Below are 18,901 nucleotides of genomic sequence, written 5' to 3' on the forward strand. Positions count from 1 at the left end.
GATCACCTCCAAGGGGAGTGACCATGTACGACTATGCAGTCCGACTCGAACAGGACGGCAGCGCTCCAGGCGTTGCCGTTTTTTGCCGTGACTTACCAGAACTGAATAGCTTCGGTGACAATCGAACTCACGCCTTATCAGAAGCTGTAGACGCCATAGAAACCACTCTCTCTCTTTATGTCGACGAGCGAAGGGCTATACCTGCTGCTTCTGGTCCAGAGCCTGGTGAGTATGTGGTTCGTTTGCCTGCTGTCACCGTGGCTAAAATCACATTGTGGAATGCGATGATGGAGCGCGACATGCGTAAGGCTGACTTGCGTCGCCTGCTCGGCGTGCATCAGGTCCAGAGTGACCGACTCGTCGATTTCCTACACACATCCAAAATTGAACAGGTGGAAGATGCTCTGAAGCATCTAGGACTGTCAGCACCTGCGCCCTATCAATCGATGCGATTCTTCTATGCCCCTCACAAGCATGGTCGCGACTTCGACAAGCTTCGCCTATGGGCTCATCACGACCCACGTATCAGTACAGAAGAAGCGAACGACATTGTGCTGAATACCCTTGCGTCTGAAGGCGCGCCCGAAGCACTACGCAGCGCTCTCGCACAAGTCATTAAGGATCATTTCAGATATTGGGCGTATCCATCCTTTTCATTCAAAGGCAAAAACGCAGACGCAGGAATCCTCTTCAACTACTCGTCCATGCCGAGCGGAATGGCCCCAGATAAAAAATGGTTGGAGCTAACCGCCGGTGACGTCTACCAATTAGACGAGGCCGCATATCGCAACTTGTTAGGTCTACCTAAGAAGACGTAAGCGATCCACCTAGGTGAGAGGCGGCGCTTGGAATGGAGTTGCTGGTCTCGACGAGCAGCCAATAAAAAGCCCAGCTTGATGGCCGGGCTTATTGGGTATCAATTGGATGGCTGGCGACTGTGGTACCAGTAGAGGTATAGAAGCCCTAAAGGCGCGATAAAAATTGCCAGGAACCAGCAGACGAACATCGTGATTATCTTGGTAGCGAGCATCAGCAAGGCATTCACGAAGAACACATTCCCCCCCATGATGAATCCCACCACACTTTCGTACACGAATCGTGCGTAGGGGTACAACAGGGTACTAACTACCGCAAGGGATGTGTTGGCAAAATCAATCCCAGATGGAGACCGCGACTTCATGTAGATGAAGAACGCCGCGAACAGCGCTCCGAAAAAAAGCTGTCGGGCGTAATAGCTCGGGGTCAGGCCGCCAAAGGTCATAGCAAAGAATTGCCGCATAAGATCCATCTCAAGGTTCGAAATTTGAGCCCGGATTTTAGCAGTCCAACCTATCAACCAGTAAATCTTAAAAACAAAAAGCCCAGCATCTATGGCTGGGCTCTTTCTATCATCCCTATCAATACGCAGGAACGGCAGGATGGGTAAATAATGGCTCATTGGCTCAAGTCAAGTCAAGCGGCTTTTGTTTCAATAAGTCCCTCAGCATCCAACAGCGTTTGGGCAGCAACTAAAGCCTCATCAACTTCGCGCTCCAGCGCCTTACGTATATCCCTCCGCCACCGCTCCTGCGTCTTGATCGGATGAGGCTCTTCGGACCAATTATCCATCTCGTACCACGCTGCTGGCAGCACGGTTGTCGAACGTTTGCCACAGACTCCAGCTGGCTTGGGTAACGCCCAAGTAACGATCGCACAATGTCTAAATCGCTCAGGTGCTGGTGAGCGCACAGTCTTTGTCAGCTCAGCGATGGCGGTGTGTTTGCGCTCGGTGTGGGTGGAGTACTTCGCCACGAGTACACGCCATTGCGCGGGCGAAAGAGATCTATGAAGTCGTCCAAATACCCAGCAGTCAGTGAGAAACGCCGCATCCCTACCCACCATCTCGCCGGTGTGCTTATCACTTTGCACTTTGGGTTCAAAGTCGCATCCCCCTGCTGAGCTGATGGTTTCGGCGGCCAACGCCCGGACGACTGCGGAAATAACGTTGCGATAGGTCATGCTGCGGCCCTCTTCAGTTCTCTGGCCTTTGCTCGATACTCGGCCTTGATGGTCTTCAACTCTTCGATGGTGTACTTGCGGGGCTGATGAGGCCCTTCTAACCAAGCCACCTTTTCTTCGCCAATCCGTTTCACCAGCTCGATTCGGTAGTTCACGATGTTGCCGGACTGGTGGTTGTTGCACGGCGCGCACTGACGCCAGACGTTCAGCGGCTCAAAGCGAAGCTCGGGGCTGCCTCCAACTGTGCGGTAATGACCTGCGTGCCATTGCCCGTTGTGGTGCCGGCCACAGCTCACGCAGGGAAGCCTTGCATCGCGCAGTCGAACCCAGGCATTGAACGCGACCTGCGCTTCCTTCATGTGCTGAGAGCGTGACTTGATTCGCTCCTTGGCGGCTTTGATCGCTCGGCGCTCTAGCTGGGCCAGTGACTTACGTTCCTGCTCCCGTTTGACTTGGACCAAAGCGACTGCACATGCCGGGCTGCAAACCACTTGGCCTAAACGTCTTGGCGGAAAGCTGACGCCGCATGCAGGGTTCTTGCACTTCTTCGGCTTGGGCTGCTTTGCAATCATGCAACCACCTCGAATAGGTCCATCGGCGCCTCCATCCGCATCAGGTATGTCTGCGCGCGGCGATGAGCCATATTGCTAAGGAACCCGGCGCGCTCCAATCGGCGATCTGCCAAGCTCGCTCCGTTGTATCGATAGCAGGCAAGATTGAAACGAGCCCTTTCCGACCAGAATCGGTGGTTGGCAGCTGGGCACCGGCTGATTTCCTCGAAAGTCGTCATGCCGCCTCCTCGCTCAACAAGTCGGAGAACACCACGCCTTGACGCGTGAAATACGTGGCGATGCGATCCGTGTAGGCGATGCCCTGGGCACGGTTGAACAGGCTTGTCACTGGAAAGCCGTCAGGACCGAACAACTTGTGGTCGCCCATCATTGCGAGCTTTTCCTCGTAAGGCAGGTGACGCATAACCCGGTACCACGCCGCTTGAAAGCCGGCGTCTTCGTTGAGCAGGATTTGCACGCCGAAGTGCAGCTTGCAGTACCGACGAGCGTCTGCCGCATCGCCGATCTCGGTCATTTCTGCAATCCGCTTGTACATCGCGAACCAAAGGGCGTTCTGGTGCAAAGTCCGGTCCTTTCCTGGGCGAAGGGACACGACCACGTACTTTTTCTCACGGTACATAGTGGTCAGGCTGGTGATTGCCTCGGTGAGTTTGGATTGGCAATTGACGCTGATTCTGTCGGTCATTGAGCCGCCCTCCTCGCTTCCAACTCCTGGACTTGCTGCATCAAGAATGCCCGGCGATCCGCCAACTCACTTGCTGCCTCAATCCGCATTTCATCCTGCTTCTCGGCGTTTGCCGCCCGCATTTTCAACATCGACTTCTTCACCATTCCTAGCTTCTCGCGCAGCTTCGGCGCCGGTTGGGCTACTGCTCCAGTGATCAACCCGGCCAAGGCGCGTCCGTCCTCGGTAATCGGTTCAACACTAAGGTCAGCGAGATACTTCTGTCCCCGCTCCTGCGGTATGCGCTGCATCTGCATCGCCTTGGTGATTGCCTGGATTCGACGGCTCGCGTCAAAGCCCACAGAGACATGCCAGTTAACCGGCTTAGCCTCTTCTCGGGCCTGGCCCACCAAACGCTCGTAGGCGCTGATGAACGCCATCCGGGCACCGATCTTGTCCCCGGCGTCGAGGACAGGCTTCGCAGCGGCCAGGGCAAGCTGGATCTCATCGGTAAGCACCACGGTCTCAAATTCATCACTGGTGGCTATCGCGATGGCCCAGGCTTCGTCCTTGCCAGGACGACCGTCGGCAGCCTGGACGCGTTGGAGGATGGCGGCCAAGGTCAGCTTTCCGCTCAGCTCCCGTCGGCAGGATTTCAGAGCACTAGCGACCACCGGGACGGGGTATTCCGAAAGATCGTCAGCCATCATTTCAGCCGCGTCTGCGGTCAGGGTCTGACCAAGCACTTCGGCAGTGGCCGTGATTGCCAGGGCCAGCTGCGCGATCTGGTCGGAGGTCATGCGCTCACATGAACTCATTGGCTTTCCTCCTTTCGCGATCCATGATCCGGCGAGCAGCGTCCTGGCCGGCGGCGAGGTTGGCTTGCTTGCGCTCGATCTGCTGAGCCGTGGTCAGGTTCATCCGGCGATTGGTTGTCCACTGGGTGTGGTAGGCCTCAGCCTTGGTGAGCAGGTCACCGATGCCGTGGCAGCCGTTGATCAACCGCGAGTCGTCGATGGTCAGGAAGTACGCGGCGACGTGATGAGCGACATCGGCCCCAAGGCGGTCAACCAGCTTGCCGACCTGCCCTGCGACTTTGGCGTTCCACACCGGCCATGCGTCGTACCGCTTGCGGTAGGCCATGGCGTAGTTCGCCCAAGCCTTGAAGGTTTTGCAGGACTGGTCTTTTGGCCCTGGCATGTCGGCGGGAATCTCGCACCGCGGTTGCTGGGGAGTGAACGGAACGATTTGGCCCTTCGCGACCTTGGCCGCAGCCTGGGTCGCAATTGGTTCAATGACCGGTTCATTGACTGGTTCAAAAGAGTGACTGGTTCTGGGTGCAGCTCCTGCACTACCCCCTGGTGCAGCAAATTCACTAGGGGGTGCATCTGCTGCACTACCCTGGTGAATCTCTTGCACTACCCCTGGTGCAGGAGGTTCACCACCTAGGGTGAGGTAGTAGACGTTTGAAGAGTTACCCTTTGGGCCACCCTTTCTGACTTCCTTGCGCAGCAAACCACAAGCACAGAGCGCGGCTATGTGGTTCATGACAGAGCGCTTGCTGATCTCGCACTGATCAGCAATGTGCTGGTACGAAGGCCAGCACTCCCCCAGGTCACTGGCGTTGTCCGCCAGTTTGATTAGCACCAGTTTGCGCAACGGATTGCCAACGCGGATCTTCATCGCGGCCACCATAAGTCCCATGCTCACGCTGCACCTCGCAATGCCCGGCCTTGGGTAACCGGACGCAAGCCACTGTTCAGGGTTCTACGCGACACCTTTTCGTCACCGCCAATATGTGTCGCGACATTGGCCGGGGTATTGATCGAGTGATTTGGATAGCGCATCATTTGCTCTGCTTCGTGTTGTACCGCTGTGAAAAACCACCCTGTCCGGTGGTTTTTTTACGTCTGGAGGAAAGTGAGTCCCTCTTCAGGCCCTAAGTGAGGGCCTCAAACTATCCAGTTGAGGGCCTCTTCAGTCCCACCAGGGTCAAAACTGGTGCTTTACGCCTTCCAACGAAGGCCGTTGCGCCTGAGGCGATTGCCTCAAGCAGGATCTCGTTCACCGCCTCTTCGAACGTCCACCCTCTTGCTTCCATGAGTCGATGAACCTTGGCTCGGATCTCGGGCGGCACGTTCTCTTCAGTAAATTGCATCGTGCCCTCCTGAGGGCCTCTAGCCCGCGATATCCTTCAAATCCTCCGGCATCAGCGCTTCGATGGCGCCGTTTACGGCGGCCCACTCAAGCATCTCGAATAGGTAGGTTGCGTACTCGCGGCGGCTCTTGTCGGCGGCACGTTGCAGTTGCCGATCCAAGAGCGGATAGAGACGAATCTTGCGAGCGATGTCTCTGCGTTGGTTGAGGGGGTCTTTAAATCCCATCGGTGCAAAACTCCTTGGTTGCTTTGAAAGGTTACGCAGCTGGTTTGGTTGATAGAGAATTACGCAAATATGCCCAATCGATGTCTGGACGCATTTCCTCGCACGTGACAGCTCGAGAGGACTCACGCTCGATACCGATTGCGAGGGCTGCGCCTGGCCGGCGATAGCCATAGGCAACCTGCTTGAGTTGGCCCACCGTAGTGCCGCAGTTGCCCGCAAATTCCTCTAGTGCCTGTTTGTTGAAAGGCTTGATGTAATCGTGCAGGTTCATGTTGTACCTCCGTGCACTCACAAGATTAGCAATTGCTAATGACCTATTCAATAGCAACCTGTAATTTACTGTGTGCTAACCGGAGGCGATGATTTAGGGATGGACATAAATCAATTGAGAGTGAAGGCGCTGAAAGCCGTAATGGCTGGAGCCTCCCAAAAAGACTTCGCCAATCAATACGGCCTTGATGCGTCGTACCTGTCACAAATCCTGAATGGGCACCGAAACCTCGGAGAAAAGGCTGCCGCGAATCTGGAAGACAAAATTGGCCTTCCGGCAGGTAGCTTGGTCAGTCCGGTTCCGATGGAACCAGCTGTCCATGCGAAGACCGGGCTTTCAGCTATTGAACAGTTGAAGCATTCGCTCACGAAGGTAACGGGATTTTCCAGCGAAGCGCGCGACCGAATCCTTGCTGCTGCTGAAGCGCCAGATGACGAGCTTGATAATTTTTATCCAGCAAACTTGGCCCATCTGCGCCCAACCAACGACGAAATTTTGATTCCCCAGTATGACGTCAGAGCGGCGATGGGCCATGGTCAAGTTCCACCGGAATATAACGAGGCAATCCGGAACCTTGTGGTCCGAGAGGAAGTGCTTCGCGAGAAAGGTGTGACCTATACATCCGCTTCTGCCCTCGCGATGATCACTGGCTGGGGCCAGAGCATGGAGGGCACTATTAATAACAACGACCCCGTCATAGTTGATCGCGGCGTCAACGAATTTATAGGCGAAGGCGTGTATGTTATCACGTGGCACGGACTGCTCTATATAAAACGTCTGCAAATGAAGGACGCCGAGCATTTCTGGCTTATTTCGGATAATAAAAAAAACAAGGATTTGATAGCACACGTCAATGACGTGACGATCCACGCAAAGGTTCTGCTCGTTTGGAATGCTCGAAAGCTGTGAGCTTTACGTCGTATGTTCAGCCCCTCTTATCTAGAGACAACAAACAATTCATGCAATAAACAGGATTTCCATGCCAGGAGGTGACAGTTGCAAAGAATCAAGCCGTTCTCAAGCGAATCGAATGCCGGGATCTACTTAGGTATTGCCGGCGTCTCCTTAAGTATCATCGGTGTTTTGCTCTCCGTATATACATTGTCGGCAGGCGAGAAAGCCATTTGGCTCGGAATCTCTGGTTGGTCGGCAGCGCTATTAGTGGGAATTTTTTTAACAATTCCTCTATGGAAATTGATGTCCGAATTAACGAAGGCTCATCAGGCATACGCCGAGCTGCTAATCAGGGTTAACGACCTTGAAAATGCAAACGCCAAAATTATAGAAATCAACGCTTACATAATTTCAAAAACGGTACGACAGCAGGCGACAAAAAGGGAGCGAAAACCCGCAGAGCCCCATTCTCCTGCCCCGAATGGTATTCAGGTAGAACTAGAGTCACCAGAGGAAGCGTAACATGGACATAACCTTCGAAGATTATAATTATTACCCGGCACTACGTAGCAGGCCTGCAGAAATTACCGGCTATGAAAATCTCACCAACAATCATAAAGATGCGATTATCCCTGCTTTCACGTTAGGCGCTTGGCCTCGACAGCCCAACATAGAGGTTCCATTATCTAAAATAGTTTCCGCTACTGCCGGCCGTCCATTCATGCTGGATCTAACAACCGAGCCCTCTTTTCTCACAGAAGATATCAAACGCTTAAAAGATTCTAGTACCAATTTTAAAAATTGGAGAGACTTTATAAGCAAAATCAATGCCCCCGTTATACCTATAATTCAAATCACCCCTGATTCTAAAACATCCCAGATCATCAGACAGACCAGGGAACTGGAGAGAATCGGTTGTAACAAAGTAGCATTTAAAGTCAGAAATTTTGGCGAGGACACCGCAAAAATAATTTCAGCGTTATCCTCTTTGGACTCCGTTGAGAACGCGGTAGTAATCATCGACGCAGGATATGTAAGAGATACCCTGCCCGCCTGCTTGGCAGGATGCATTTCTACTATAAACGAAATAAGGGACGAGGTAGAGGATGCAGAAATAATCATCACTGCGACCAGCTTTCCATCGTCTGTAGTCTCTTTTTTAGACCCTAATAGCGGCGGTAAGCGCGGCCTGATTGCCATGTACGAGTCCAAGATCCATGATGCAATTGGTTCAGGAGCAGCGATTTATGGGGATCATGGCTCCATACATTCACGCGTTTACATTACCGGAGGAGGCCGTTACACCCCCCGAATTGACTATCCATTGAACGATGCCTGGATCTTTGAAAGACGCCCAGAGAATAACTCAACAGGATATATTGACGCTGCGCAAAAGCTTATTTCTTCATATACAGAAATCGAAGACGATTTGACATGGGGAGCCGAAATGATCAGACAGGCTGCTCAAGGAAATATCGAAGGCATGAAGACCCCTGCTGCTTGGATAGCCGCGAGAGTCAACATGCATATATCTAAACAAATCGATTTCAGATGCAGCGGCCGTATAGACGATGAAGAAGACTATGACGATCTAATTTGACTTCTCCGCCTTACTAAAACCGTTTGGGGCATATCCTCTGGTATTGCTCCAAACTCATGGCCAAGTACTGAAGTATCAACGCTACGTTCATACTCTCCTCCCGCTGCCCTAAAATAGCTTTGTGGTATTTCTTGCGATAGAGACAGGACAGCTCGCAGGCTTTCACCTCGACTTAGTAATGACAAGCTTTCTAGCGACCCGTTAGCCTCTCTGGCTTTATCAAAGGCTATAAACGTTTTTCGATACCGCTCTTTTATACATGATAGCGCGAACGAACGCATTTTCTTTATAGCGATCAAATCTACATATTGAAGAAGCTCCTTCCTTGTAGCTCCAACCTTAAAGGAAATACCTTCCGCCCTTAGCAGCCTTTCGATTTCCACTCGCGTTATCAGGCTAGCAAGGTATTGGGAGTTTTTAACCTCATCAATCCGCCCCGCCCTCACCTGTCTAAATGCGACCTTGTCAGATTTCAGGTAAACTTCAATTACACCGACTTCAGACGGATAGCTTTCGGTAATATCAGCGATAAATTTAGAAGCCGCTACCACTGTGACTTTGTCAAAATGACACCTAAACGATTCAATTTGCCCCGGCAGTCTTTTTAAGGAGTCGAAAGCACTCTTAATTTCAAAACCGTATAATCTGCCGTTAGCAAGCGCTATATCAGCTCGTCGAGCCCAATTAGCCACGACCATCTCGTTGATTACCACAGCGTCTCGGACCATCCCTTTGGCATACAGCCAATCGATCAGAGCAGCCTTAATGGCCTTTTCCTTGATCACAAAATCACCAACAAATCTTGACACAATGAAAAGATTCAAGGTGCGTTTAACGCACCACTGACCGCTAAGAATACACCATAAATGCACATTCGCTGCATCTCGGGGCACCAGCAGCTATCTACAACGCTCTCAAGGCAACGGCTCAGCTATTGCCCTTAAGGACTCCGACTCAATCTCCACGTCATCCTCTGTACGCGCGTCCCATCTCAACGTAACTGTCGCGTCGTTGTTGAAAGTCACCGTGATCCCCGGCGTATCGGATAACAGCCCCATCACTTCGTCCCATTCTTGGTCTCCCTCTGTATCCAAGCGCTGAAACGTAATCCTGCGTTGAATCTGCGCAACAGGATGATTGATTAACGAAGAGATGCGCAGACCCAGGCGCTCAATCGCGGTCATTCCCTGGCGTTTTGGTTGGGTGTGCTTGGGTTCAGTCACCATAGATTGCTCCAACACTGTATGCATAACCAGCTTATTTAGCATATCTGAGTCTAATAAAAATGTAACCACCTCCTGCGCTCACGAAATTGGAGCTCTAGGCAGGGTGCGGCTTATTATCCAATTTTTAGCATTTGCTATTGACGTCTCGATTAGCTGTTGCTAATTTTTACCCATCTCTACGGCGCTACGCCGTAAAAGGGCCTGATCAGGTCCACTGCTCTTTAACAACACGCGCCATAAACGATTACCCGGCTCACGCTGGGAGGTCAGCCCCGGCCACACCTGTGGGGCGAGAGGAAGTCAGGTGAAGAAAATCGCGCCGCGACTACTGGCGACCGGCGATCCGATAGCCCCGAAAGGCTACCAACGCGCAGAACTGCGACGGCGGACGAGGTGTTGACCGAACTGGCGAATGACCCGGTAGGAGGCGCGAGCGATACAGCTTTTTCACTGATGCATCTGGACCTCCGGGTGCATTGGGAAAACAACTGAAAAGTTATCCGGCGCGCCCTCTTCAGCGCGCTCCTAGTTATTCCTCGCGCTGCCAAACCGCAGCCAGGTTTCAGTTCAACACCTCGCCAGACGGAGGCCTCTATGACCGCTGCATGGAAAATCAGCCAACCATTAAAAATCGTCCAGTCGCCTTCGATGACTAGCGACGACACTTGGGAAAATGCACGAGCCGAGTGGCTGTACAACGCCGTCGAAAGTCTGCTGGCCGGAGTGGATGTTAAAGTCCAACGCCGTATGCGCCGGCCCCAGACAGTAACCAGGGCTCAGCTCGCTCTGGCTATCGATGAGCACGTGAACAACCGGCTCGCAGACTGCGAGGTGCATTCTCCGGCGCTGGGTTGGTTGATGCTCTCTTTGGACAATGGCAGACCCGACAAGAACGCGATCGCTGAGCTCCTTGGCCCGAGCGATCACCCGTTGGGCAAGCGCGGCGAGATCGCTCAAACGCTACTTGAGCCCCTGGCTGATGACGCATTGATTGCTCAAGCAGAGGACAACGAACTGTGAGTCCTCACATCGCAATCGACCAAGCCCTAGCAGCGCTCGAAGAGTCTGAAAGCAAAGATTTAGACGACACGCTCGCCGAGGGCCTGATTGTCCGCCACTTCACGTCAGGCGGGATCACACCCGAAGAATTCCATCACTACAGCGCACGCCTGCTGAAGATCAGTCGGAAGCGCAAGGAGGCGCAATGAGCACCGCACCGGTAAAAACGCTGATCGATGAGCAGTTGGATGACATCCAGCGCAGGATAGCCATCATCGGCTATGGCATGCCGTTCAATGAGGTGATCGGACGGAGTCGTGACGAGCGCGTCGCAGATCTCCCACGGCGCCTCACAGCAACCATGCAGGGCCGGCGAATCGCTGTAAGGGTTCGGCCTAGATGACCAGCCATCAGCGCGCCAGGCGCCTTCTCATCTGGCGTGGATCCTTCTCAACCATCGCCTTCTGCTTTTTCTTAATGCTGCTCAGCGCCCTAGCTGATCGCGTCACTCAATAACTTCAGCTCTGTACGCAGCGCCCCTCGTCGGTGGCGCGGAGAATAGTTATGTCCAATACCCGCATCTGGGATCAGGTCAACGTAACCGATCCCAGCGCAACAAAGAATTTCACTGGCATGGGCGGTTTCAAAGGCACCGCCATTAAACCCACCTACCTGATGCGCAAGGCCACGGAAGTGTTCGGCCCGTGCGGCGAGGGTTGGGGTTGGACAGTCCTTGAGGATCGCTTCGACGAAGGCGGCCCTCTTCAGGCTCCCACCAAGGAATGGCCGGACGCTCCACGCATTAACGCCAAGCTGCATACGTTGAAAATTCAGCTCTGGTACGTGGGCAAAGATGGCCAAAAATGCACCGTCGAGCATTACGGCCACACCCCTTTCGTCCATCTCCAACAGGGGAAGATCGTCACTGATTGGGAGGCCGCGAAAAAATCGCTGACCGATGCTATCGGCAAGTGCCTCCAACCCCTCGGGTTTGCAGCCGACATCCACATGGGCCTCTTTGAGGACGCCGCCTATGTCGATGCGGTGCGCGATGAGGTAGCGATGATCAAAGCTGAAGACAAGGTCGCGGAAGAGGAACGCCAGAAGCAAGAACGGCTGGATTACATCAGGTCGGTTGTCGAGACGATGCAAGGTGCCCAGTCGCTGCAAGAACTCAAAAAGATCCATGACCACGCAGTTCGACGCCTGACCGCGCGTAAAGACGATACGGCGGTCCGGCGCATCGCCAAAGAACTGAAAGACCTTTCTGCGAAATTCGAAGAGGAGTCAGCTGCATGACCCAGCTATACGCACTCTCCGGCAAGCTCGCCGAGATCCAAGCGATGGCCGACGTCGATGATGAGGGACTTAAAGAGGCTCTACAGCACGCCCTGGAAGAGATCCAAGGCGAGTTCGAAGTGAAGGCCGACAATGTCGTCATGCTGCGCCGGAACATTGAAAGCGATGTGGCCGCGATTGAAAACGAGATTGAGCGTCTCACCGAGCTCAAGCGCATCAAGAACAACAGCGTGGCCGAGATCACCGACTACCTTCGCCGGAACATGGAAGCGGCCAATCTCAAAACCATTAAGCGTCCCCTCTTCACCATTACCCTGGCCCTCGGCAAAGAGAAGGTAATCGTGGACAACGAGGACGCCGTGCCGGATGAGCTCATTGCCGTGAAAACCAGCATTGCGCCCGATAAGAACGCTATCGCCGCCAAGCTCAAAGAAATCCGCGATCACAACGACGCCGTCCGGAAGCGGATCGAAGCTGGTGAAGACGTCGAGCATGAACTTCTGCCCGAACCGTCCTGGGCGCACCTGGAACGTGGAGATAGCTCCATCCGAATTAAGTGAGGCAAAGATGATTAGCAATCACCTCAGCCTGATCGAGCTGCAGCGGCGGAATGCAGAAACGATCGATGATCAGATCACCAAATATCTCCAGGAGGGCGGACGAGTCGTCCAATTGGAGGCACCGCCTTTCAATCCGATACGACCGCCCCGATCCACCCGTATAGACCCGGAAACAATCCTGAAGCGGAAACGAAAATCGCAGCCTCACGCCAAGCGGAGGACGAGACGCAAAGCGGTGGAGACGCCATGAGCAAACGTAAAGCGAATAACAACATCGCCCGCGCCGAACGAAAATGCCGGGCATTGCTCAGGACCAACCATGTCGCAGTGGTAAACATTGACCCGAGCGGCACGCAGGTCATGATGAACTGGAAAAGTTGCCGCCAGATCCGAACGCTTGAAATCGCTAACGCAATCTTCGATTTCGCCTACCACTGGACAATCTATATCGCCGGCATGTGCCGAGACGACCGCGGAGCCGAGTACATCAAGTCAGTTGAGATATCGCCGGACGGCGTCTACAAGGTGGAACGTCTTACGGATGCTATCGAGCATTACTACCTGGAGCTCCGCAACAGCTGCAATCCGAACCATCTGGTGGCGTCTGGCTGGTTTGCGATACCAGACGAGGTTTCAATTGAAGAACCGCAGGCCGCGAAGCTGCTTTCCGTCGTCGGTGCTTGGAACCAGGTCAGACTAGCAGCCTGATTGTATTTGGACTGGCCAAGACAATGGCCTTACTCAACGCGTTGCACTTTCAGCTTGTCCATACGGGTAGGCCAACCTATTAGCCCTTCAACAGGCTCTCGCGTCAGCGTCTTCTCTACAAAGATGGCGCTGTACCTATCCACGATGGGAATGCGTCCCTGAGCATGAACGAGAAAGAAAGCGTCGCGCATGCGTTCGACGTCAAATTTTCTGCCTAGGTAATCCTTCAACAAACGACGACTGATTTTGTAATGTCCGCACGCTAGGCAGATGAGGTCGTCCCAATCCCCATATATGCCCTTACGATACGCGTCGCCCCAACAAATCCAGCAACTGCATTTCATTCCATTACCACCTCCCGTTTCCAAATTGGATTCTAGGCAAACGGGTTGGGTTCCTCCTAGGATGAGGTCGCTGGCGAGCCGTTTGTCGTGCCAGCCGGCAGATGGGCAGCCTATCGGAAACGCGACCCCGTCAGGCGCCAAAAGCTAAGGATTTCTGAAACCCTGCTTCGTTGAATTGGTCGATGGCATCAGAGGGCGACGACGCCCCAGCCCGGCGAAGGGCAAACTTGCGTGTGCGGAGTACCAAATGTCTAACGAACCTTTCAACCTACCAGCCGGGGCGATGCGCGCTGCTGAGAAGATACTAAAAGACATCGAGACCGCTGGATCGATGATCCTGGCCGTCAAAAGCGGTGCAAAAGCTCACGGATTTGTGATCGGCCTAACCTGCGCGGGAGCCATCACCGAGGATCAAGCCGACCTAATTCTGGACCGGTTCGACCACGCGACGGAGAGAAGGCTTAGGGACTTGGCACTTAACGCTAAATAGGAGCTTTTTTTCCAATAGCCCTCAAACGCATGCGTCATTCATAGATCTTTCCGCAGTACAGAAAAACCGCAAACTGACACCAAGGGTTAGACGGATCAAGCCCCTGCCTGATACCGAAGTCGCTGGTTTCCGCCCACGCAACGGCGGATTCCAAAAAACCATCTATTGTATCGTCTTCCCAATCAGTGCTTTCCGCTGAGGCTGCCGCTCTGTCTGCCATCAGCGCATGGGCAAATCTAAGAAAAGATTGGTCGTCGTTGACTTCTTCCAGGAGGTCGTAGGGGTCCATCGTCGCTTCATCCTTAAGGGGTGATCGGCTTATCTATCCGCTCACCAGATTCCATATCCTCGATCTTAAAGTCCCACCAGTCTTCACTTGGCATCGACTTGAGACCGTACTCCCGCCCGGCTTTTAGGTAAACGTCCCGAAAAATTGGCCTCGTCGCTCGTGTTCCCGTCCACTTCTTCACTTCCAGACGGTGTTTTCCCGGCGACAAGCGATATTCGGTACGCTGCGTGTACAACGCATACAAGGTGTCTGCTCCATCTACGCTGGCAATAGTGAGCGTCTTCTCTATCGCCCGAATACCTGCGGTTTCGGAGTTTGGTAGCCCTTCCGCTGCTTTCTCAGTGTAGGACTTACACCCAGCCGCCATAGCGATAATCATAGCGAAACCGAGGATGCTGAAGCCGCGCTTGAACTGCATAAACCGTCCTGTACTCCATTCGTGGGTCGGCTATTCAACCCCACCCATTATAGAAATGCCAGCATAGCGCCATCTCCACGGAGCGCCTGGATCAGTCGAGATCAAACCCATTGGGTGAGAGAGTCATAGATTCGGTGTAGGTCGCCAGATCAATGATTTCGCGGAGGAAGACGACCTCGGCCAATTTCCGAGCGCTATCAGGTAACCCCACCCATTCCAGCAGCGCCCTCGCGTCTTCCTCTATTGCCGCGAGCGCGTCTACGTCGCTTTGAAGTCTCATATCGGCCGCCGGGCAGTGTGAGCTCAGATAGATGACGGCCCTTACATCTACGCCAGCAGCGCAAAAGCCCGCTGCGTTGGATATCGAGAAGTTTACGGTTGAGGTGACGCGTGTAACGATCGATAGAACAATTCATCCAAGTTACCCCTGGAGGAATTCTCTCATCGATGCACCGACGCTCAGATATCACGTGGGTAGGTCGTTCGTATCGGCGATCAGCGGAGCGTTCATAAAAGCATCCCAGCTTTCGTAAGCCTCGTGCTGCTTCTTGTGTGCGGCATCCCACTCGGGACCTGAAACACACCTTGATGATACTAGCTGCATCATTCCCATAGTGGCTGCGTCAAGCTCCACTAGAAGCTGGTGCGACTTAAATCTAAAGTCGTCAATACCAGACATTGTATTTCTCCTGAGCGGAACTCACCGCCATTGAGAAACAGCCGTTCCTCGGGCGGTTGAGTGATGGCGTCTCAGATAGTTCACACCGCCTGGCCGCCGGTCAGTTAGAAACCTCAAAGCTTGCGGTATACGCCGAGTCTTGCGGTAGAAGGGAGAGGAGCTAGTCGCGTGGCCGTGAGAAGCATTGCACGGGCTACGCCAAAGGCCAGAGCTGCCGTCATAGATTCCGATGATCGCTCTTTGTAATACTCCTCAAAAAGCATTGCGCCCTTTTCGTCATACGCCCCGATGAATAGTTGAATTGCGCCGTTGCGGGAGGTGCGCACCTGGACATCGATCTGGCCGCCGCCTGGTAGCAGGCCATCATGGCATCGAGTATGAAGTGCACAATCAGCCCACTCCCAGAAGACCCTCCTTCTTTGCTTTGTATACATGAGCATCGTGGCCTGAGAGGGTTTCATTTCTTTTACTCCCTTTTCAGGGACAAAAGTAAACTCATTGAACTAAACCGTGACTTCGAGGTATCCGAAGCCCACGAACCCAAATAGCACAACCGAGCGCCGGCAAGCTGTGCGTGTATTAGCTGATGTCCAGCACCTCAGAAACCAACCCCGCCGACTCGGTGCAGCCCGCCAGATCAATGATCTCGCGGAGGAAGACGACTACCGCCAGTTTCTGAGCATCGTCAGGCAATCCCATCCATTTCAGCATCGCCCTTGCATCCTCCTCGATTGCCGCGAGCGCATCTACGTCGTTTTGCAGTCTCATAGGGGCCTCTGGCAACCTGGCTTCAAATAAGTTTAGACGTCAGCTATCGAATATGCCGATCCACCTAACACTTCGCGCGACTGGGAACCAGTGGCGACTCAAAACATCGGCCATTTAGAAAGTTAGGCTCTAGTTTCTAAAAATCGCCATTATATTTAGCGATCACATCGTTAACCTCAGAACTTATGGCTTGATTAAGATCATCCACCGTTTTCCACGGATAGCTAGTCAGCTCCGACCTTTCGTACCTGCCATCTGGAAAAAAATAATGGAGTTGGAAGCCATTCGGAACTGCCGACGCGTCACTTGCCCAACTAAATCTCCGACAAACCCTAACTCCCTCTACGTACAAGGGGTTGGGATCAGGGCGTCTTTCTTCAAAGCGTTGGCTGGCCCGTACCCAGTCGGGCACGGATAGAGCGAGGCCGATGGGGTTCGGCATCCTACTTATAACAATGTCGAGAAGATCTCTTTTCGCCCTAAGAGCTATAACCACATCGGGGTGCGAGGTTCCCTCTTCAATCCACCGGGGCAAGATGCTCGTTACATGCTCGCCGAACAACACGGCATCGCGGAGGATGCCGAGATCCATAACTCGTGTAGCCGGCAGTTCAGCTATTGGAATTTGAGCCACCGAACTGAGCAGCCCTCCCCACTCTTTTTGGCGCTGGGAGTTCAAATACTGCTGCATTTCTTTAAGCTCTTGATCAACTTTCAAGAAAGAGTTACTCAAAACCCATAACTTCTCTTGGGCAGCTAGAGCAAGCACTCTCATCGTGCCGGCAAGCTGTTTCTCCCTAGCCCGCGATGAAACTCGACCATGCCATATTGGAATAAATGCCGCTGCGACTATTGCTGCAATCGAACCTGCCGCTTGAACCCAACTTGCCCATTCACTGGCAGATAGTTTTACCAAGGAAAGCAGGAACACAACCGCCAAAATAATAAGTACGTTGTGAGCAGAAGGCCATGGATTAAAGACGGTGTTAAGCCAGAGCTTAACCGGGCAGCGTTTTTCGACTGGCATCCCTTTTTCCTTATACACGATAGGCAGGGGAGGATAACGCGCAGCGGTGAATTTTCCAATCGTTAGCTCTACATCATTACTCAGCGCCAAAATTCAGCCGAGCATGGCGTGGTAAGACCACAGATTACTATCTAAAAGCTCACGATTGGCTGCGCGGTTTGAGCCCGACGCTTTCACATACAACGTCACAGCGTTGTCAGCTCATTCGTCAACGCTGACAGCCTCGATAGCGGCAATAGGCTCAAATTACAGTCGTCGGCGCCCTTTGTCGGCAGCCTTTATATCTCCACTCGAACAAACACCTCACTCCAGCCGTCCCAAAGTTGTAACTTTTAGCAAATCTTTCAAATCAACTTTAACTTTTTTCAGATTTTCTGCCGCGTCGCTTCTGGACACATACAGATAACCTTTCCCCTCTTGGATTTTCGCTAGAGCCTTCATTTCAGCCAACTTCTCTAAATCTTTACGTGCAGTATTCTCCGAAACATCATAATCATGCGTCAATTCCTTAGCTGTGAAAACTCTGCCAGGATTTCTGACAACCTTTTTGAGCAGATGACCTTGCCTGTAATTCAACCGTTTGCTGATACCCCGCTCATCAAGCCAATGCATCAACTCATAAAACTCTCTTTTCTTGGCTTCAAAATACTCAATAAACTCATTAATCGCACGCTCAATTATTCGAAGCTGATATATTACAAAATAAGTCAAGTCAAACGAATCAGTCTCAGTAAAAAGATATGACTGACCATATTGAATCGGAGCCTCTTTTAGCAGCGCACTTATTGATATATATTCAAAAGGCCAATAACCACTTTTTAACATATACCAATAAAACAAACACCGAGCGGTCCGGCCGTTTCCGTCTCTAAATGGGTGCTCATACCCTATCATAAAGTGAAGGATAATTGCTTTTACAACGGGATGGATGAAATATCTTCCATCCTTTCCGTCATGAAGCTCATTCGCAAAATTGCACAAAGCTTCAATTCTGTCTAACAACAACTCAGCCTTCGGTGGTTGATGAGCCACCTCGCCGTCTCTCCCGCCGACGAAAATATCATCATCATCCCTAACTTGACCGGGATTTACCTCATCATCTTTTACGCCCACAGTCGCTATTTTATGAAATTCACAGATCAGTTCTAACGACAACGCCTCGTCTTTATTAAACTTAGCGTGCTTCATAAGCAAATAATTATTTAATATCATCCTCTCATCATCGTTTTGCGGAGGGAGCTCCTTCACCAGCATCTCCTTAGCTACCTTCCGCGTTGTAGCTGCCCCCTCTAATTGGGCGCTTGAAATCGCTTCCTCCATCATAAGAGAGTCAACTAGATACTTGTTATTCTCTCCATGTCCAGATGAGGGAGCCGCTTGCCCACCCAACCTTGCATTAAGTTGTTCAATATCGTGAATGACCGTGTGGCAAAAATCAGTAATGTGAAGCTGGAATGGCTGGCCACACTCGCTGTTAAGGTCAAGCGCTTTGTTGCCCGATGCTCTGGCGATTTTGACAGCAGCCCAAGCGGCTTCCTTATTGATACCTGCCGGCACCCTCCTTTTGAATTCATGCCAGTGCAAATACCGCCCTTTATCGTCAACGGCCTTATAGGTACTCATCAACTCGAAGACGTCAACACCATGCTTCTTGAGCAACACCCCGAAATCTGTGGGCTTCTGGATTCCAGACATAATCTCAACTCAATTT

At 52.5% G+C, this 18,901-nt stretch carries 30 protein-coding genes; 11 read left to right on the forward strand and 19 right to left on the reverse strand.

Features of this window, described 5'->3' with window-relative positions:
* The first annotated feature begins 23 nt into the window (after positions 1 to 23).
* Positions 24 to 818, forward strand: a complete 795-nt coding sequence (locus tag JMN22_RS26905) for a type II toxin-antitoxin system HicB family antitoxin (RefSeq protein WP_432214361.1) — start codon at positions 24 to 26, stop codon at positions 816 to 818.
* A 98-nt stretch (positions 819 to 916) separates the two neighbouring features.
* On the opposite strand, the gene JMN22_RS19900 is transcribed toward JMN22_RS26905, so the two are convergent.
* The 10 genes from JMN22_RS19900 to JMN22_RS19945 all read right to left on the reverse strand — a co-directional run bounded on the left by JMN22_RS19900 (position 917) and on the right by JMN22_RS19945 (position 5,889).
* Positions 917 to 1,438: a hypothetical protein gene (locus tag JMN22_RS19900; RefSeq protein ID WP_337248698.1), complete on the reverse strand. Its 522-nt coding sequence runs from the start codon at positions 1,436 to 1,438 to the stop codon at positions 917 to 919.
* Positions 1,439 to 1,452: 14 nt separating this feature from the next.
* Positions 1,453 to 1,998, reverse strand: coding sequence for a hypothetical protein (locus JMN22_RS19905; RefSeq protein WP_165887393.1), 546 nt, complete (start codon positions 1,996 to 1,998; stop codon positions 1,453 to 1,455).
* On the reverse strand, positions 1,995 to 2,570 hold the full coding sequence (locus JMN22_RS19910; RefSeq protein WP_165887392.1) for a recombination protein NinG: 576 nt from the start codon (positions 2,568 to 2,570) through the stop codon (positions 1,995 to 1,997). The genes JMN22_RS19905 and JMN22_RS19910 overlap by 4 nt, the downstream gene beginning before the upstream one ends.
* The gene (locus JMN22_RS19915; protein WP_165887391.1) at positions 2,567 to 2,788 is read right to left on the reverse strand and encodes a hypothetical protein; all 222 of its coding nucleotides are present in this window, start codon (positions 2,786 to 2,788) and stop codon (positions 2,567 to 2,569) included. Before JMN22_RS19915 ends, JMN22_RS19910 begins: the two co-directional genes overlap by 4 nt.
* Positions 2,785 to 3,255, reverse strand: coding sequence for a hypothetical protein (locus JMN22_RS19920; RefSeq protein ID WP_165887390.1), 471 nt, complete (start codon positions 3,253 to 3,255; stop codon positions 2,785 to 2,787). Before JMN22_RS19920 ends, JMN22_RS19915 begins: the two co-directional genes overlap by 4 nt.
* Positions 3,252 to 4,034, reverse strand: a complete 783-nt coding sequence (locus tag JMN22_RS19925; protein WP_236010259.1) for a hypothetical protein — start codon at positions 4,032 to 4,034, stop codon at positions 3,252 to 3,254. Before JMN22_RS19925 ends, JMN22_RS19920 begins: the two co-directional genes overlap by 4 nt.
* A 4-nt stretch (positions 4,035 to 4,038) precedes the next feature.
* Complete coding sequence (locus JMN22_RS19930; RefSeq protein ID WP_337248699.1) at positions 4,039 to 4,944, reverse strand: helix-turn-helix domain-containing protein; 906 nt, start codon at positions 4,942 to 4,944, stop codon at positions 4,039 to 4,041.
* Positions 4,945 to 5,191: 247 nt separating this feature from the next.
* A complete protein-coding gene (locus tag JMN22_RS19935; RefSeq protein ID WP_030141992.1) occupies positions 5,192 to 5,392 on the reverse strand; it encodes a hypothetical protein in 201 nt (66 codons plus the stop codon).
* A gap of 19 nt (positions 5,393 to 5,411) precedes the next feature.
* Positions 5,412 to 5,618, reverse strand: a complete 207-nt coding sequence (locus tag JMN22_RS19940; protein ID WP_030141993.1) for a hypothetical protein — start codon at positions 5,616 to 5,618, stop codon at positions 5,412 to 5,414.
* Between the two features lie 31 nt (positions 5,619 to 5,649).
* Entirely contained in the window at positions 5,650 to 5,889 is a 240-nt protein-coding gene (locus tag JMN22_RS19945) for a YdaS family helix-turn-helix protein (protein WP_165887386.1), read from the reverse strand.
* A 99-nt stretch (positions 5,890 to 5,988) separates the two neighbouring features.
* Here JMN22_RS19945 and JMN22_RS19950 point away from each other — a divergent pair, with 99 nt between their 5' ends.
* The 3 genes from JMN22_RS19950 to JMN22_RS19960 all read left to right on the forward strand — a co-directional run bounded on the left by JMN22_RS19950 (position 5,989) and on the right by JMN22_RS19960 (position 8,383).
* Positions 5,989 to 6,798 (forward strand): XRE family transcriptional regulator, encoded by an 810-nt coding sequence (locus tag JMN22_RS19950; protein ID WP_198795956.1) that lies wholly within the window; start codon positions 5,989 to 5,991, stop codon positions 6,796 to 6,798.
* A gap of 87 nt (positions 6,799 to 6,885) precedes the next feature.
* On the forward strand, positions 6,886 to 7,305 hold the full coding sequence (locus tag JMN22_RS19955; RefSeq protein ID WP_165887384.1) for a hypothetical protein: 420 nt from the start codon (positions 6,886 to 6,888) through the stop codon (positions 7,303 to 7,305).
* A gap of 1 nt (position 7,306) precedes the next feature.
* Positions 7,307 to 8,383: a beta family protein gene (locus tag JMN22_RS19960; protein ID WP_198795955.1), complete on the forward strand. Its 1,077-nt coding sequence runs from the start codon at positions 7,307 to 7,309 to the stop codon at positions 8,381 to 8,383.
* Here JMN22_RS19960 and JMN22_RS19965 read toward each other — a convergent pair.
* On the reverse strand, positions 8,365 to 9,207 hold the full coding sequence (locus JMN22_RS19965) for a sce7726 family protein (protein WP_165887382.1): 843 nt from the start codon (positions 9,205 to 9,207) through the stop codon (positions 8,365 to 8,367). The genes JMN22_RS19960 and JMN22_RS19965 overlap by 19 nt on opposite strands.
* Positions 9,208 to 9,297: 90 nt before the next feature.
* Positions 9,298 to 9,609, reverse strand: coding sequence for a DUF1654 domain-containing protein (locus JMN22_RS19970; RefSeq protein ID WP_165887381.1), 312 nt, complete (start codon positions 9,607 to 9,609; stop codon positions 9,298 to 9,300).
* Between the two features lie 594 nt (positions 9,610 to 10,203).
* Here JMN22_RS19970 and JMN22_RS19975 point away from each other — a divergent pair.
* The 7 genes from JMN22_RS19975 (at position 10,204) to JMN22_RS20005 (ending at position 14,009) form a co-directional block, all read left to right on the forward strand.
* Positions 10,204 to 10,629, forward strand: coding sequence for a hypothetical protein (locus tag JMN22_RS19975; RefSeq protein WP_198795954.1), 426 nt, complete (start codon positions 10,204 to 10,206; stop codon positions 10,627 to 10,629).
* A complete protein-coding gene (locus tag JMN22_RS19980) occupies positions 10,626 to 10,817 on the forward strand; it encodes a hypothetical protein (RefSeq protein ID WP_165887379.1) in 192 nt (63 codons plus the stop codon). Before JMN22_RS19975 ends, JMN22_RS19980 begins: the two co-directional genes overlap by 4 nt.
* Positions 10,814 to 11,011, forward strand: coding sequence for a hypothetical protein (locus JMN22_RS19985; RefSeq protein ID WP_030142001.1), 198 nt, complete (start codon positions 10,814 to 10,816; stop codon positions 11,009 to 11,011). Before JMN22_RS19980 ends, JMN22_RS19985 begins: the two co-directional genes overlap by 4 nt.
* Before the next feature lie 161 nt (positions 11,012 to 11,172).
* A complete protein-coding gene (locus JMN22_RS19990) occupies positions 11,173 to 11,907 on the forward strand; it encodes a hypothetical protein (RefSeq protein WP_198795953.1) in 735 nt (244 codons plus the stop codon).
* The gene (locus tag JMN22_RS19995) at positions 11,904 to 12,467 is read left to right on the forward strand and encodes a siphovirus Gp157 family protein (protein WP_198795952.1); all 564 of its coding nucleotides are present in this window, start codon (positions 11,904 to 11,906) and stop codon (positions 12,465 to 12,467) included. The genes JMN22_RS19990 and JMN22_RS19995 overlap by 4 nt, the downstream gene beginning before the upstream one ends.
* 246 nt (positions 12,468 to 12,713) lie before the next feature.
* On the forward strand, positions 12,714 to 13,175 hold the full coding sequence (locus JMN22_RS20000; RefSeq protein WP_198795951.1) for a hypothetical protein: 462 nt from the start codon (positions 12,714 to 12,716) through the stop codon (positions 13,173 to 13,175).
* 591 nt (positions 13,176 to 13,766) lie between these two features.
* Positions 13,767 to 14,009, forward strand: coding sequence for a hypothetical protein (locus tag JMN22_RS20005; RefSeq protein WP_165887374.1), 243 nt, complete (start codon positions 13,767 to 13,769; stop codon positions 14,007 to 14,009).
* A 34-nt stretch (positions 14,010 to 14,043) separates the two neighbouring features.
* Here the strand turns inward: JMN22_RS20005 and JMN22_RS20010 are convergent, their stop codons facing one another.
* The 7 genes from JMN22_RS20010 to JMN22_RS20040 all read right to left on the reverse strand — a co-directional run bounded on the left by JMN22_RS20010 (position 14,044) and on the right by JMN22_RS20040 (position 18,885).
* A complete protein-coding gene (locus tag JMN22_RS20010; protein WP_198795950.1) occupies positions 14,044 to 14,298 on the reverse strand; it encodes a DUF7660 family protein in 255 nt (84 codons plus the stop codon).
* Positions 14,299 to 14,311: 13 nt separating this feature from the next.
* The gene (locus JMN22_RS20015; protein ID WP_198795949.1) at positions 14,312 to 14,716 is read right to left on the reverse strand and encodes a hypothetical protein; all 405 of its coding nucleotides are present in this window, start codon (positions 14,714 to 14,716) and stop codon (positions 14,312 to 14,314) included.
* A 466-nt stretch (positions 14,717 to 15,182) separates the two neighbouring features.
* Entirely contained in the window at positions 15,183 to 15,395 is a 213-nt protein-coding gene (locus JMN22_RS20020) for a hypothetical protein (RefSeq protein ID WP_198795948.1), read from the reverse strand.
* Between the two features lie 113 nt (positions 15,396 to 15,508).
* On the reverse strand, positions 15,509 to 15,856 hold the full coding sequence (locus JMN22_RS20025) for a hypothetical protein (RefSeq protein ID WP_437127679.1): 348 nt from the start codon (positions 15,854 to 15,856) through the stop codon (positions 15,509 to 15,511).
* Between the two features lie 118 nt (positions 15,857 to 15,974).
* Positions 15,975 to 16,163 (reverse strand): hypothetical protein, encoded by a 189-nt coding sequence (locus JMN22_RS20030; RefSeq protein WP_198795947.1) that lies wholly within the window; start codon positions 16,161 to 16,163, stop codon positions 15,975 to 15,977.
* Between the two features lie 136 nt (positions 16,164 to 16,299).
* Positions 16,300 to 17,190, reverse strand: coding sequence for a hypothetical protein (locus JMN22_RS20035; protein ID WP_198795946.1), 891 nt, complete (start codon positions 17,188 to 17,190; stop codon positions 16,300 to 16,302).
* 303 nt (positions 17,191 to 17,493) lie between these two features.
* Complete coding sequence (locus tag JMN22_RS20040) at positions 17,494 to 18,885, reverse strand: Fic family protein (RefSeq protein WP_198795945.1); 1,392 nt, start codon at positions 18,883 to 18,885, stop codon at positions 17,494 to 17,496.
* Positions 18,886 to 18,901: the final 16 nt, after the last annotated feature.

This window comes from Pseudomonas sp. HB05 (assembly GCF_016756915.1).
Classification (GTDB): domain Bacteria; phylum Pseudomonadota; class Gammaproteobacteria; order Pseudomonadales; family Pseudomonadaceae; genus Aquipseudomonas; species Aquipseudomonas alvandae.

Bases quoted from the DNA above. Each gene is read 5' to 3' on its own strand.
- JMN22_RS20005 (WP_165887374.1), top strand. From the start codon at position 13,767: ATGTCTAACGAACCTTTCAACCTACCAGCCGGGGCGATGCGCGCTGCT.
- JMN22_RS19970 (WP_165887381.1), bottom strand. From the start codon at position 9,609: ATGGTGACTGAACCCAAGCACACCCAACCAAAACGCCAGGGAATGACC.
- JMN22_RS19940 (WP_030141993.1), bottom strand. From the start codon at position 5,618: ATGGGATTTAAAGACCCCCTCAACCAACGCAGAGACATCGCTCGCAAG.
- JMN22_RS19900 (WP_337248698.1), bottom strand. From the start codon at position 1,438: ATGAGCCATTATTTACCCATCCTGCCGTTCCTGCGTATTGATAGGGAT.
- JMN22_RS26905 (WP_432214361.1), top strand. From the start codon at position 24: ATGTACGACTATGCAGTCCGACTCGAACAGGACGGCAGCGCTCCAGGC.
- JMN22_RS19960 (WP_198795955.1), top strand. From the start codon at position 7,307: ATGGACATAACCTTCGAAGATTATAATTATTACCCGGCACTACGTAGC.
- JMN22_RS19915 (WP_165887391.1), bottom strand. From the start codon at position 2,788: ATGACGACTTTCGAGGAAATCAGCCGGTGCCCAGCTGCCAACCACCGA.
- JMN22_RS19975 (WP_198795954.1), top strand. From the start codon at position 10,204: ATGACCGCTGCATGGAAAATCAGCCAACCATTAAAAATCGTCCAGTCG.
- JMN22_RS20000 (WP_198795951.1), top strand. From the start codon at position 12,714: ATGAGCAAACGTAAAGCGAATAACAACATCGCCCGCGCCGAACGAAAA.
- JMN22_RS19905 (WP_165887393.1), bottom strand. From the start codon at position 1,998: ATGACCTATCGCAACGTTATTTCCGCAGTCGTCCGGGCGTTGGCCGCC.
- JMN22_RS20025 (WP_437127679.1), bottom strand. From the start codon at position 15,856: ATGAAACCCTCTCAGGCCACGATGCTCATGTATACAAAGCAAAGAAGG.
- JMN22_RS19945 (WP_165887386.1), bottom strand. From the start codon at position 5,889: ATGAACCTGCACGATTACATCAAGCCTTTCAACAAACAGGCACTAGAG.
- JMN22_RS19990 (WP_198795953.1), top strand. From the start codon at position 11,173: ATGTCCAATACCCGCATCTGGGATCAGGTCAACGTAACCGATCCCAGC.
- JMN22_RS20020 (WP_198795948.1), bottom strand. From the start codon at position 15,395: ATGTCTGGTATTGACGACTTTAGATTTAAGTCGCACCAGCTTCTAGTG.
- JMN22_RS20035 (WP_198795946.1), bottom strand. From the start codon at position 17,190: ATGCCAGTCGAAAAACGCTGCCCGGTTAAGCTCTGGCTTAACACCGTC.
- JMN22_RS20030 (WP_198795947.1), bottom strand. From the start codon at position 16,163: ATGAGACTGCAAAACGACGTAGATGCGCTCGCGGCAATCGAGGAGGAT.
- JMN22_RS19935 (WP_030141992.1), bottom strand. From the start codon at position 5,392: ATGCAATTTACTGAAGAGAACGTGCCGCCCGAGATCCGAGCCAAGGTT.
- JMN22_RS19925 (WP_236010259.1), bottom strand. From the start codon at position 4,034: ATGACCTCCGACCAGATCGCGCAGCTGGCCCTGGCAATCACGGCCACT.
- JMN22_RS19995 (WP_198795952.1), top strand. From the start codon at position 11,904: ATGACCCAGCTATACGCACTCTCCGGCAAGCTCGCCGAGATCCAAGCG.
- JMN22_RS19920 (WP_165887390.1), bottom strand. From the start codon at position 3,255: ATGACCGACAGAATCAGCGTCAATTGCCAATCCAAACTCACCGAGGCA.
- JMN22_RS19950 (WP_198795956.1), top strand. From the start codon at position 5,989: ATGGACATAAATCAATTGAGAGTGAAGGCGCTGAAAGCCGTAATGGCT.
- JMN22_RS20010 (WP_198795950.1), bottom strand. From the start codon at position 14,298: ATGGACCCCTACGACCTCCTGGAAGAAGTCAACGACGACCAATCTTTT.
- JMN22_RS20040 (WP_198795945.1), bottom strand. From the start codon at position 18,885: ATGTCTGGAATCCAGAAGCCCACAGATTTCGGGGTGTTGCTCAAGAAG.
- JMN22_RS20015 (WP_198795949.1), bottom strand. From the start codon at position 14,716: ATGCAGTTCAAGCGCGGCTTCAGCATCCTCGGTTTCGCTATGATTATC.
- JMN22_RS19910 (WP_165887392.1), bottom strand. From the start codon at position 2,570: ATGATTGCAAAGCAGCCCAAGCCGAAGAAGTGCAAGAACCCTGCATGC.
- JMN22_RS19985 (WP_030142001.1), top strand. From the start codon at position 10,814: ATGAGCACCGCACCGGTAAAAACGCTGATCGATGAGCAGTTGGATGAC.